Consider the following 12798-nt stretch of genomic DNA (forward strand, 5'->3'; position numbering starts at 1 on the left):
TCCCTGTCGGCCCAATTCACTCTTGCGCAGGAATCACGAATCAACCCTTGAAGTCTGCGCTCGCATAATCCGCCAACTTGCCCTGGATAAAGTCCAGGAAGCATTGAATCCGCAGGGCCAGTTGCGAGTTGCGGTAGTACACCGCGTTGATCGGCTGGCGATAGCCGCTGTTGAACTCGGCCAACAACACTTTCAAGCGCCCGGCACGAATGTCTTCGATGGTCATGAAATGCGACAGGCTGGCGATACCCTGGCCGTCCAGTGCCAGATGGCGGATGGTCTCACCGCTGGAGGCGCTGATCGACGCCTGGATCGGCCAGCGATCGCCATGCACGTAACGCAGCGGCCATTGGTTGAGGCCTTCGTTCTGGGTGAACCCCAGCAGCGTATGGTTGGCCAGGTCAGCCACGGCTGTCGGTGTGCCGTGCTTTTCCAGGTAGGCGGGGCTGGCGACGATGTGCAGCGGGCTGCAACCCAGGGAGCGGGCATGCAGTGTCGAGTCGGTCAGGGTGCCGATGCGGATGGCGATGTCGGTGCTCTGTTCCAGCAGATCGATGATCAAATCATTGCTGTTGAGTTCGAGCTGGATGTCGGGGTAGAGCCGGCGGAATTCATCGATGTAGGGCACGATGGCGTGCAGCATGAACGGTGACGCCGCGTTGATGCGCAAACGCCCGGACGGCGTTTGCTGGCGTGAGGACAGGCGCTCTTCGAGTTCGTCCATCTGATCGAGAATCTGCTTGGCGTGCTCGAAGAAGTACTTGCCCTCTTCGGTCAGGTCCATGCGCCGCGTGGTGCGGTTGATCAGCGTGGTGTCGAGCTTGGCCTCCAGCCGCGACAGCGTACGACTGACCGCCGAAGGCGTTTGCCCGACCTGCTCGGCCGCCGCAGAAATCGACCCGCATTCAATCACGCAGACGAAAATCTGCAACTCATCGGATCTGGCTTTCACGTGTGTCCTCTTTTGCGAGTCGGCGCGGCGATCTTCCTGGCCGTTGCATCGGATAGTAGCCGAGCACTATGCCTTGAGGCCAAACACCTCAGTCAAATGCTGCGCATAGCGTGCCACGTCACCTTCGATGTTCGGGCGTTTCATCACGTCCACGCACAGGAAGGTCGGCAAACCGGCCATGCCAAGGAACTCGTTGGCCTTGTGGAACGGGAAGTAAACCGCATCCACACCCTTGGCTTCGAAGAAATCGCTCGGGTCGTCGAAGGCTTGCTGCGGGGCGTTCCAGGTCAGCGACAACATGTACTGCTTGCCGTGAATCAGGCCACCGCTGCCGTACTTCTGCGAGGCATCGGAACGGGTGCGACCGTCGCTGGCATAGAGGCTGCCATGGCCTTCGGTGAAGACTTCGTCGATGTACTTCTTCACGGTCCACGGCGCACCCATCCACCAGCCGGGCATCTGGTAAATGATCACGTCGGCCCAGAGAAACTTGGCCACTTCTTCGGCGATGTCGTAACCCTCGTCGATGAAGGTGGTTTTGACATCCAGGCCGCCGCGATCCAGCACGCTCAACGCTGCTTCATGCAAGGTGGTGTTGTAGCGACCATCGGAGTGCGCAAATTTTTTGCCGCCATTGAGCAACAGGACTTTTTTCATGAGTGATCTCGGGAAGGGTCAGGAATTCGATGGCGGCAGAGTACCGACCGGCTTCGCGCGGAATAAGCATCGATTTGGCAAAATTCATTTGACCCACAAGCACGAATCGACAGGCGATTGTTGCCTTAGACTGGCGCCAGTTCTGACTTGAGGAGAGATGTACATGAGTGAAATCCAGGGCTTCATCCTGCACGCTAAGACCCGCCCGGAAAAATCCGACGCCTTCGAAGCGTTTTTCAGCAGCTACGTGGAAGCAAGCCGCGCCGAACCCGGTTGCATCGAATACCACATGTTGCGCGACAAACAGGACCCGACCCTGTTCATCTTTTACGAGATCTGGCAATCCCAGGCCCACCTCGACGTGCACTCGAACCTTCCGCACATGAAGCAGTTCCTCGAGCAGCGCGATGAATACCTGGAACGAGACTTCGAGATCCGCGCCATCGAGATGATCAGCCCGTCGTCCGCTAGCCGCTGATCAGCAAATGGCCGCCGAGCACACCCAGGCCACTGAAGAACACGCGCTTGAACCACAGGGCGCTGATCCGCTGGCGCAGCGATTGCCCCAGCCACATGCCGAGCATTGCCGGGATCAGCGCCAGCAGCGACGCGCTCAACTCGCCCCCGCCGAGGGCGCCGCGCCATAGCAATCCACCGGCCAGGGCCAGGGTCGAGACGGTGAACGACAGGCCCAGCGCCTGCACCAGCTCGTCCTTGCTCAAACCCAGCGCTTGCAGATAAGGCACCGCCGGAATCACGAACACGCCGGTGGCCGAAGTAATGAATCCGGTCAGCACGCCACACAATGGCCCGAGCCAGCGTTCGCTGCGCCGCCCCACGCGCAAAATCGGCAGGAACAGACCGCTCAGCGCATACAGCAACAATGCCGCCCCCAGCCCCCGCACCACCCAATGGCCACCGCTCATGCCGATCCACAGCGTGCCCGCCCCTGTGCCGAAAAAAATCGCCAGCAGCATTGGCCACAGCCGTTTGACCAGCCCCGACAGATGCCCGCCGAATGCCAGTTGCCAGACATTGGTGAGGGTCGCCGGAATGATCAACAGCGCCGCAGCCTGCGTCGGTGCCATAGCCAGGCCGAGCAGGCCCATGGCAACGGTCGGCAGGCCGAGGCCGATGACGCCCTTGATCATGCCGGCCAGCACAAAGGTGCCGATAACCAGTAAGGAAAGGGCCAATCCGAGATTCTGGTAAAACGTCGAGAGTGTGTTCATGGGGCTATGGTGAGCCCGCGAGGGCAGGTTGAAAATCTGCCATATACTGAGGCTGCCTCTTGCTTTGGCAGAGGCTGAATACTTCACTGCAGCGACTGGCCTCTTCGCGAGCAAGCCCGCTCCCACAGTGGATCGCATTTCTTCCATGAGAATTCGGTCACCTGTGGGAGCGGGCTTGCTCGCGAAGGCGCCCGCCCAGACAACATCACATTCAAGGTTGTACCGATGCACTTCGACCTCACCGACCTGCGCCTGTACCTGAACATCCTCGACACCGGCAACATCACCGCCGGCGCTGCCCGCAGTCATCTGTCCCTCGCAGCGGCCAGTGCGCGCATTCGTGCCATGGAAGCCTCACTGGGGATCGAGTTTCTCGAAAGAGGCCGACGCGGCGTAACGCCAACGCCTGCCGGCAAGGCCCTGGCTCAGCATGCCCGTACCCTGATGCAACAAGCCGAGCGCATGCAGCAGGACCTGGCCGAATACGCCAAGGGCGTCAAAGGCCAGGTGCGATTGTTGTGCAACACCACGGCGATCACCGAGTACTTGCCGGAATTGCTCGCCGATTTCCTGCGTGACCACCCCAACCTCGACATCGACCTGCAGGAACTGCCCAGTACCCGTATCACCCACGCCTTGCGCCAGGGGGCGGCGGACCTGGGGATCGTCTCGGATGCGGTGGACACCCACTCCCTCGACACCCTGCCCTTTCGTGACGATCCGCTGGTACTGATCATGCCGCCCGGGCATCCCCTCGCCGACGGCGAACCACCGAATTTCAGCGACACGCTGCAACACCACTACGTCGGCCTGACCGCCGATAGCGCGTTGGCGGTGTACCTGGAAGAACAGGCTTTGCACACAGGCCTGCGCATGCAAATCCGCATCCGTGCCGAAGGTTTCGACGGCGTGATGCGCATGGTCGCGCACGGTGCCGGGCTGGGTATCGTGCCGCTGGCAGCGATCCGCCGCTGGACGGTGGATCAACCGCTGAAAAGCTTCGCGCTGAAGGAGCCATGGGCACAACGAAAACTGCTGCTGTGCGCACACTCATTCGAGCACTTGCCCGGCTATGCCAGGGCCTTGCTGGAGGCGCTACTTAGCGCAAAACGTCGTGAAAATCCTTGAAAATCACCGTTCAACCCTACGCGCGGCTGTATAACCAAGAGGTCACCCAGAGTAATATTCGTCCTTTGAAATCAGGCCTGGCCACAACAACCAGAAGGGAACCAGATGGCGGATGAAATATTGCAACAGGGGACGCTCAAGCGGGGGTTGAAGAATCGTCATATTCAGCTGATCGCCCTGGGGGGAGCCATTGGTACGGGGCTATTCCTGGGCTCCGCCGGCGTGCTCAAGTCGGCCGGACCGTCGATGATCCTCGGCTACGCGATTGCCGGATTCATCGCCTTTCTGATCATGCGCCAGCTCGGCGAGATGATTGTCGAGGAGCCGGTGGCCGGCTCCTTCAGCCACTTCGCCCACAACTACTGGGGCGGCTTCGCCGGCTTCCTGTCCGGCTGGAACTACTGGGTGCTGTATGTGCTGGTGGGCATGGCCGAGCTGACGGCCGTCGGCAAGTACGTGCAGTTCTGGTGGCCGGAAGTGCCGACCTGGGTCAGTGCCGCGGTGTTCTTCGTGCTGGTCAACCTGATCAACACGCTGAACGTCAAAGTCTTCGGTGAAATGGAATTCTGGTTCGCGATCATCAAGGTCGTGGCCATCATCGGCATGATCGTCCTGGGCTGCTACATGCTGTTCAGTGGCACCGGCGGCCCGCAAGCCTCGGTGAGCAACCTGTGGGACCACGGCGGGTTCTTCCCCAACGGCTACAGCGGCCTGCTGATGGCGATGGCGTTCATCATGTTTTCCTTTGGCGGCCTGGAACTGGTCGGCATCACCGCCGCTGAAGCCAGCGAACCAAGGAAGGTCATTCCCAAGGCCATCAACCAGGTGGTTTACCGGGTACTGATCTTCTACGTCGGCGCGCTCACAGTGCTGCTGTCGTTGTATCCGTGGGACCAACTGCTGCAGACGCTCGGCGCTTCGGGCGATGCCTACAGCGGCAGCCCGTTCGTGCAGATTTTCGCCTTGATCGGCAGCGACACCGCCGCGCAAATCCTCAATTTCGTGGTGCTTACCGCGGCGCTGTCGGTCTACAACAGCGGCGTGTATTGCAACAGCCGCATGCTCTATGGCCTGGCCGAGCAAGGCGACGCACCCAAGGTGCTGATGAAACTGAACAAGCAGGGTGTTCCCTTGCTGGCTCTGGGCGTATCGGCACTGATCACGATGCTGGCGGTGCTGATCAACTACGTCGCGCCACAGGAAGCGCTTGAGTTGCTGTTCGCCCTGGTGGTCGCGTCCTTGATGATCAACTGGGCGCTGATCAGCCTGACGCACCTGAAATTCCGCAAGGCCATGGGCCAGCGCGGCATCGTGCCGGGCTTCAAGGCCTTCTGGTCGCCGTACACCAATTACCTGTGCCTGGCCTTCATGGCCGTGATCATCTGCGTCATCTGGATGATTCCGCCGGTACGCGCCTCGGTGTACGCCATGCCGGTGTGGGTGTTGTTGATCTACGCTTGCTACCGGTTGCGCATGGCCCGGCATCGAAAGCTGCCAGTGGCTCAGTAACCCCGCACAATAAAACGCCCCGACATTCGATGAATGCCGGGGCGTTTTTCATGGCGTGCGCAAATCGACTAGCGCTTCTGGATACCTCGATGTCGACCACAGACAACTGATGCCCGGCCAAGCCCTATAGGGTGCGACTTCAGCTCTCCCTCATGCCCGGAGTCATCATGACCGCACCGATTACCGTACTTCGCGACACCCACCCGCTGCCCGTACTCGACGCCTGCAAATGGGAAAAACTCGAAGGCGACCCGCACACCGTCAACCTCAACGCCTACACCAGCGAAGACGGCAGCAAGATCATGGGCACCTGGATCTGCACGCCGGGCAAGTGGTACGTGGAATACGTGAAGTGGGAATACTGCCACTTCCAGGAAGGCTACTGCATCATCACTCCGGAAGGCATGGCGCCGATCCACCTGCGCGCCGGTGACATTTTCGTCATCGAGCCGGGGATGAAAGGCACCTGGGAAGTAGTGGAAACCGTGCGCAAGTATTTTGTGTTTGCCTGATCCCAACCCAAAACGACACCCGGTTACAAAAGCGACACCTGCAACGAGTAGCTACCCAAGTAACTACTCGTTGCGCAATACGTCTTCCATAGACGCACTCGCATCCCCTCTCGTCTCCCCCCTTCCACGCTCAAAACACCCACGCTATACGCTTCGCCGCTACATCGGCAGAACGCTTGAAAAAACAAAGTGATTGCTTTTTGCCACTCAGTGACCAATCGGTTTTCATAACGAACGCAAAGCTTGACCGTGTCGATTTCAGATACGAAGGTGGCGCGATCAGGTAACGGGAGCGTCGGACAAGCCGGGTAAGGTGGCGCTGCTTTTCACCGATATAACCACATCGCGATGATGGGTTTGACAAGAACAGCAGCGTCTGGAGGGCGCAGCGTTCAGAAAGGGTATCCGGCAACCGTGACAATCACTGCCCCCCATCAGCCCGCTCAAATGTCGTTCACCAGAGAAAAAAAATAATGATTAGCCCGAGCTCCAAGGATTCCAGTGGCCAATTGGCGCAGGGCTTCAAGCCTCGTCACGTCACCATGTTGTCTATCGCCGGGATTATCGGCGCCGGTTTGTTTGTAGGCTCGGGGCATGCCATCGCGGCCGCTGGCCCGGCCGTATTGCTGGCCTATCTGTTCTCGGGCCTGCTGGTCGTTCTGGTCATGCGCATGCTCGGTGAAATGGCGGTGGCCAATCCCGACACCGGTTCGTTCTCCACCTATGCCGACCAGGCCATCGGCCGTTGGGCGGGCTTCACCATCGGCTGGCTCTACTGGTGGTTCTGGGTGCTGGTGATTCCTATCGAGGCGCTGGCCGCCGGCCATGTGTTGAACCAGTGGTTTCCCCAGATCGATGCCTGGCTGTTTGCCCTGGTGTCGATCATTGCGCTGGTGGTGACCAACCTGTTCAGTGTGTCCAAGTACGGCGAGTTCGAGTTCTGGTTCGCCATGGCCAAGGTCGTGGCGATCATTGGTTTCATCGGCGTGGGTTTTGCCGTGTTGATGGGCTGGGTTCCCGATCGGGAGGTCAGCGGGCTGAGCGGCCTGATGGCCGAGCACGGCGGGTTTGCTCCCAACGGCCTGTCGGCGGTAGTCGGCGCCTTCATCACCATCATGTTCAGCTTCATCGGTACCGAGGCGGTCACCATCGCCGCCGCCGAATCCGACAACCCGTCGCAGAACATTGCCAAGGCCACCCGTTCGGTGATCTGGCGCATCGGGGTGTTTTACCTGCTGTCGATTTTCGTGGTCATCTCCGTGGTGCCCTGGAATGACCCGCTGTTGGCTTCCGTAGGCTCCTACCAGCGCGCACTGGAAATCATGAACATTCCCCACGCCAAGTTCATGGTGGACGTGGTGGTGCTGATTGCCGTGGCCAGCTGCATGAACTCCTCGATCTATATCGCCTCGCGCATGCTGTACTCGCTGGGGCGCCGTGGCGATGCGCCGAAAGCGCTGAAGGCAACCTCTTCCGAAGGCGTACCACGGGCGGCGGTCATCGCCAGTACCGTGTTGGGGGCGGCGATTACCGTTTGGAGCTACTTCATGCCCGCCGGGTTGTTTGAGTTCCTGCTGGCCAGCTCCGGCGCGATTGCATTGGTGGTGTACCTGGCCATTGCGGTATCGCAGTTGCGCATGCGTCGGATGCTGCGTCGACAGAACGTCGAACTGGCCTTTCGCATGTGGCTGTTTCCATGGCTCACATGGCTGGTGATCGCGTTCATTTGCGCTGCGCTGGCAGTGATGATGGTCTCCCCGCAACACCGTACCGAAGTGAGCACGACCATTGGTCTGGCGCTGGCGATTTCCTTTATCGGCCTGGTCACATCGCGTCAACCTGCGCAATCCGCAAGGGCGACGTCAGTGGGATAACACAAGAGAGATACCTGCGAGAACCTGATACTTGCGCGTACCCGAGGCAGGGGCGTTACACGCTACCGTGCCTTGGGCCGCCATCTCTCTTTGTGAGGACATGACCACGATGTCATCGAGCTCCAGCGTATCCGTCGGTACGACGACCCGATCGGTTGGTTTTCTGTTGCTGGATCAATTCACGCTGATTTCCCTGGCCTCGGCCGTAGAGCCATTGCGCATGGCCAATCAATTGTCAGGGCAAGAGCTATACCGCTGGCACACGTTCAGCCTCGGTGGCGAGCCGGTATGGGCCAGTGACGGCGTGCCGATCACCCCGGATGCCTCGTGGAACGATCCCTGGGTAACAGACACTGTGTTCGTGTGCGGTGGCGTAGGTATCCAGAATGTGGTCACCCGCGAGCACATTGCCTGGCTCAAAGCCCTGGCGCGTCAATCCAGGCGGCTGGGAGGCATATGCACCGGTAGCTGGGCACTGGCCAAAGCGGGCCTGCTCGATGGCTACGAGTGCAGTGTGCATTGGGAGTTTCTGGCCGCCATGCAGGAAGCTTTCCCGCGGGTCAGCATGAGCGCAAGTCTGTTTACCCTTGACCGGAACCGGTTCACCAGCTCCGGCGGAACGGCGCCCATGGACATGATGCTGCACCTGATCGGCCGCGATCATGGCCGTGAATTGTCCGCCGCCATTTCGGAGATGTTTGTCTACGAACGCATACGCAACGAACAGGACCATCAGCGCGTACCGCTCAAGCATGTGCTGGGCACTCATCAACCCAAGCTGCAGGAAATCGTTGCGTTGATGGAGGCCAACCTCGAGGAGCCGATCGACCTGGATGACCTGGCAGATTACGTTGATCTGTCACGTCGGCAGTTGGAGCGGCTGTTCCAGAAATACCTGAACTGCACGCCGTCCCGTTACTACCTCCGATTACGCCTCATTCGAGCGCGGCAGTTGCTCAAGCAAACGTCGATGTCGATCATTGAGTTGACGGCGGCCTGCGGTTTTGTGTCCACGCCCCACTTTTCCAAATGCTATCGCGAGTACTTCGGCGTTCCACCTAGCGACGAGCGCGCCGGCTCTGAAATGAGTCGAAAACCGGCAACGCTTGCGATTGTTCAGCAACCATCGACCAGGCCGGTGACTACTCTGGAGCAGGCGCGAAATGAGTCGACATTTGCCAGCGTCCGGATGGGCGATCATTCCTGGTAACGCCCATCACAAAGCCTGCGATCTTTTTCCGATAAAAAAACCGGGAAGCCGCCCGACGCGGCCCCCGGTAAATGTTGATGCGCACACGCCTTACCTGTAGGAGCGAGCTTGCTCGCGAAAAACCCGAGGCCAACGCGGGGTGTCAGACACCCCGCGTTATCGTTAACGACCATCGCGAGCTGGCTCGCCCCTACAGGGGTTTGCGATAGCTGTTGATGATCGCCGAGAAGTCGTTGCCGCCTTCCCCACGCAGGCTCATCGCCTGATACAACTGCTGGGCCACCGCGCCGAGTACCACCGGCTGGTGCGCCTGACGTGCCGCTTCAGTAGCCAGCCCCAGGTCCTTGAGCATCAGTTCGGCCCCAAAGCCGCCGGTGTAACCGCGCGACGCCGGTGCCGTTTCAACGATGCCCGGCCATGGGTTGTACATCTCCGAACTCCAGCAACGCCCGGTGGAACTGTTGATGATGCCCGCCAGCACCTTGGTGTCGATGCCGAGGGCGTCGCCCAGCGCCATGGCCTCGCTGACGCCGACCATGGAAATTCCCAGCAGCAGGTTGTTGCAGATCTTGGCGATTTGCCCGGTGCCGACTTCACCACAATGGACGATGTTACGGCCCATTTGCGCCAGTACCGGTTGCAGGGTGGCGAACAGTTCAGGCGTGGCGCCAACCATGAAGGTCAGTGTCCCGGCGGCTGCACCACCGGTGCCGCCAGAGACCGGCGCGTCGGCCATGGCCACACCTTGCCTGGCCGCAGCTGCGGCTACGTCACGGGCGGTCTGCGGGTCGATGGTGCTGCAATCCACGGCCGGTACACCTTTACCGATACCGGCGAGCACGCCGTCCTCACCCAGCCAGACGCTGCGCACATGCACGGCGGCAGGCAGCATGGTGATGACCAGTTCGGCACCTTCTGCCGCTTCACGGGCCGATGCGCTGATGCTGCCGCCCAGCTGTTCCAGTTCCGCCAGCACGGCTTTGTTCAGGTCGACCAGGCGCAGCGCATGGCCGGCCTTGATCAGGTTGCGCGCCATTGGCGCGCCCATGTTGCCCAGACCGATAAAAGCGATTTTCATGTCCGGCTCCTTAACGCAGGTTGATGGTGGTGTTCACACCGTCGTTGACACTGTCGTCATCGAACCAGCGGCTGGTGACGGTCTTGGTCTGAGTGTAGAACTGCACCACTTGTTTGCCGTACGGGCCGAGGTCGCCAAGCTTGGAACCGCGCGAACCGGTGAAGCTGAAGAACGGCACCGGCACCGGGATCGGGATGTTGATACCGACCTGGCCGACATCGATTTCATTCTGGAATTTGCGCGCCGCCGCACCGCTCTGGGTGAACAGGCCAGTGCCGTTGCCGAACGGGTTGGCGTTGACCAGGGCGATGGCCTCATCGAGGGTTGCAACTTCCAGTACCACCAGCACCGGGCCGAAGATTTCCTGGGTGTAGATCTGCATGTCGGTGGTCACGCCGGAGAACAGGGTCGGGCCGACAAAGTTGCCCTTCTCGTAACCGGGAACCGAGATCTCGCGACCGTCCAGCTCCAGTTTCGCGCCTTCCTTGATGCCGCTTTCGATCAGATCGAGAATCCGCGCCTTGGCTTTTTTCGAGATGACCGGACCGACATCGGTGCCCGGCTCGCTGCCGGCATTGACCTTGAGTTTTTGCGCCAGCGCCTTGAGGTCCGGCAGCCACTGTTTAGCCGCGCCCACCAGCACCACCACCGAGGTGGCCATGCAACGTTGACCGGCGGCACCGAAACCAGCGCCCACCAGCGCATTCAGCGCTTGTTCGCGATTGGCGTCCGGCAGTACCACGGCGTGGTTCTTCGCGCCCATCATCGACTGCACACGCTTGCCGTGCTTGCCGGCCAGGTCATAGACGTGAGTACCGACAGCGGTCGAACCGACGAAGGAAACAGCCTTGATGTCTTTGTGGGTGCAGAGCCCGTCCACCACATCCTTGCCACCATGCACGACGTTGAGCACGCCAGCCGGAATACCCGCCTCGATCGCCAGTTCCACCAGCAGCATGGTCGACATCGGGTCCTGTTCCGACGGCTTGAGTACGAAGGTGTTACCGCAGGCGATGGCCATCGGGAACATCCACAGCGGAATCATTGCCGGGAAGTTGAACGGAGTAATACCCGCGCATACGCCGATCGGCTGGCGCAGGGTGTAGGTGTCGACGCCGCCCGCGACGTTTTCAGCGAACTCGCCCATTTGCAGGCTGCCGATGGAGCAGGCGTGCTCGACCACTTCCAGGCCACGGAAAATATCGCCTTCGGCGTCGGCAATGGTCTTGCCCTGCTCGGCGCTCAGGACGGCGGCGATGCGCTTGGAGTGCTCGCGGATCAGCGCCTGGAGCTTGAGCATGATGCGCATGCGGGCGCCGATGGGTGTCAGTTTCCAGGTCTGGAAAGCACGATGAGCGGCGCTGATGGCAGCATCGACTTCTTCAGCGGTGGCAAACGGCACCTTGGCCAGCACTTGCTGGGTCGCCGGGTTGATGATGTCGTGCCATTCGGTGGACTTGGATTCGACCCACTGGCCGTCGATCAACAGTTTGACCTTCTGCACGGTGGTGTCATTGGGCGTGAGCGATACGTTCATGTGGGTCTCCAGATCTTTGTTGTTATCTTGGGAGCCAAGGCGAAATAGTCGCCTTGAGAAGAGGCATGCGCCGCGAATTGGTTAACGGGCTGTTTTTGGAGTATAGATGTGCAAACTTCTGATAAGAACGCACATAAAAACCGGTCCAACATGCAAAAAAACATCACCTCCCTCGGCTCGTTGAACTGGGACGACCTCAAGTTTTTCCTCGAAGTCTCCCGCACCCGCAAAGCCAGCACTGCGGCCAAGCGCCTGGCGGTGGACTACACCACGGTGTCGCGGCGCATCAGTTCCCTGGAAACGGCGCTGGGCACATTGCTGTTCGAGAAATCCCGGACCAGCGGCTTTGTCCTGACCGCCGAAGGCCAGCGGTTGATGGGCTATGCCGAGTCGATCGAAAGCACCTTGCACATGGCGTGCGAGCAGGTTTCCGGGTCCGGCGTGGCGCTGTCCGGTCATGTGCGCATGGGCTGCACCGAAGGTTTCGGCAGCTTTTTCATCACCCCGCAGCTGAGCCACTTCGTCGACACCTACCCGGCAATCTCGGTGGATATCCTGCCGCTGCCGCACTTCATCAGCCTGTCCAAGCGCGAGGCCGACATCGTCATCGCCCTGGAGCGTCCGGAGCATGGCCCGTACGTCTGCTGCAAACTGTGCGACTACCGGTTGCAGCTGTACGCGACCCAGGACTATCTGGACAACCACCCGGCCATCCGCCGCCCGGCAGACCTGGCGAAACATTCGTTTATCAGTTACGTCGACGACCTGGCGTTCAGCTCGGAGCTGTTGTACCTGGCCAACGTACTGCCCGGTGCCAGTGCCAATCTGCGCAGCACCAGCGTGATCGCACAGTTCGTGGCCGCGCAGCAGGGACGCTCACTGGCGATCCTGCCGTGCTTCCTCGCCACCCAGGACCCTCGCCTGCTGCCGGTGTTGCCACAGGAAATCAACATCACTCGACAGTTCTGGATGTACTGCCGCGAAGACCTGCGCAAGCTCAAGCGGATCACCCTGTTGTGGGATTACATCCGCGAGGTGACCGAACGCAATCAGGGCCTGCTGATGGGTGAAAGCCGGGAGATGCTGTTCGCCGACTGATGGGCTCGCTG

Annotated in this window: 12 protein-coding genes; 7 read left to right on the forward strand and 5 right to left on the reverse strand. The window is 60.3% G+C overall.

What is annotated here, in order from left to right:
- Window positions 1–40: 40 nt before the first annotated feature.
- Together ACEN8Q_RS19930 and ACEN8Q_RS19935 are read right to left on the reverse strand one after the other, a co-directional pair.
- On the reverse strand, window positions 41–952 hold the full coding sequence (locus ACEN8Q_RS19930) for a LysR family transcriptional regulator (protein ID WP_413421707.1): 912 nt from the start codon (window positions 950–952) through the stop codon (window positions 41–43).
- Window positions 953–1018: 66 nt separating this feature from the next.
- Window positions 1019–1609 (reverse strand): NAD(P)H-dependent oxidoreductase, encoded by a 591-nt coding sequence (locus tag ACEN8Q_RS19935; RefSeq protein ID WP_413703631.1) that lies wholly within the window; start codon window positions 1607–1609, stop codon window positions 1019–1021.
- A 163-nt stretch (window positions 1610–1772) separates the two neighbouring features.
- On the opposite strand from ACEN8Q_RS19935, the gene ACEN8Q_RS19940 reads away from it, so the two are divergent.
- Window positions 1773–2087, forward strand: a complete 315-nt coding sequence (locus tag ACEN8Q_RS19940) for a putative quinol monooxygenase (protein WP_413421711.1) — start codon at window positions 1773–1775, stop codon at window positions 2085–2087.
- Here the strand turns inward: ACEN8Q_RS19940 and ACEN8Q_RS19945 are convergent.
- Complete coding sequence (locus tag ACEN8Q_RS19945; RefSeq protein WP_413421713.1) at window positions 2077–2841, reverse strand: sulfite exporter TauE/SafE family protein; 765 nt, start codon at window positions 2839–2841, stop codon at window positions 2077–2079. The two genes, ACEN8Q_RS19940 and ACEN8Q_RS19945, sit on opposite strands and share 11 nt — an antisense overlap.
- A gap of 225 nt (window positions 2842–3066) precedes the next feature.
- On the opposite strand from ACEN8Q_RS19945, the gene ACEN8Q_RS19950 reads away from it, so the two are divergent.
- The 5 genes from ACEN8Q_RS19950 (at window position 3067) to ACEN8Q_RS19970 (ending at window position 9074) form a co-directional block, all read left to right on the forward strand.
- Window positions 3067–3969, forward strand: a complete 903-nt coding sequence (locus ACEN8Q_RS19950; RefSeq protein WP_413421715.1) for a LysR substrate-binding domain-containing protein — start codon at window positions 3067–3069, stop codon at window positions 3967–3969.
- A gap of 105 nt (window positions 3970–4074) precedes the next feature.
- Entirely contained in the window at window positions 4075–5478 is a 1404-nt protein-coding gene (locus ACEN8Q_RS19955; RefSeq protein WP_413421717.1) for an amino acid permease, read from the forward strand.
- Window positions 5479–5645: 167 nt separating this feature from the next.
- Complete coding sequence (locus ACEN8Q_RS19960; protein WP_007900627.1) at window positions 5646–5990, forward strand: cupin domain-containing protein; 345 nt, start codon at window positions 5646–5648, stop codon at window positions 5988–5990.
- A 473-nt stretch (window positions 5991–6463) separates the two neighbouring features.
- Window positions 6464–7864, forward strand: coding sequence for a GABA permease (gene gabP / locus ACEN8Q_RS19965; protein WP_413421719.1), 1401 nt, complete (start codon window positions 6464–6466; stop codon window positions 7862–7864).
- Between the two features lie 109 nt (window positions 7865–7973).
- On the forward strand, window positions 7974–9074 hold the full coding sequence (locus tag ACEN8Q_RS19970) for a GlxA family transcriptional regulator (protein WP_413421721.1): 1101 nt from the start codon (window positions 7974–7976) through the stop codon (window positions 9072–9074).
- Window positions 9075–9264: 190 nt separating this feature from the next.
- Here the strand turns inward: ACEN8Q_RS19970 and mmsB are convergent, their stop codons facing one another.
- Both mmsB and ACEN8Q_RS19980 read right to left on the reverse strand, forming a co-directional pair.
- Window positions 9265–10152 (reverse strand): 3-hydroxyisobutyrate dehydrogenase, encoded by an 888-nt coding sequence (mmsB, locus tag ACEN8Q_RS19975; protein ID WP_413421723.1) that lies wholly within the window; start codon window positions 10150–10152, stop codon window positions 9265–9267.
- A gap of 10 nt (window positions 10153–10162) precedes the next feature.
- The gene (locus ACEN8Q_RS19980) at window positions 10163–11689 is read right to left on the reverse strand and encodes a CoA-acylating methylmalonate-semialdehyde dehydrogenase (RefSeq protein ID WP_111280651.1); all 1527 of its coding nucleotides are present in this window, start codon (window positions 11687–11689) and stop codon (window positions 10163–10165) included.
- A 150-nt stretch (window positions 11690–11839) separates the two neighbouring features.
- On the opposite strand from ACEN8Q_RS19980, the gene ACEN8Q_RS19985 reads away from it, so the two are divergent.
- Window positions 11840–12787 (forward strand): LysR family transcriptional regulator, encoded by a 948-nt coding sequence (locus ACEN8Q_RS19985; RefSeq protein ID WP_413421727.1) that lies wholly within the window; start codon window positions 11840–11842, stop codon window positions 12785–12787.
- Window positions 12788–12798: the final 11 nt, after the last annotated feature.

This window comes from Pseudomonas sp. Pseusp16 (genome assembly GCF_047324915.1).
Lineage (GTDB): Bacteria > Pseudomonadota > Gammaproteobacteria > Pseudomonadales > Pseudomonadaceae > Aquipseudomonas > Aquipseudomonas fluorescens_CD.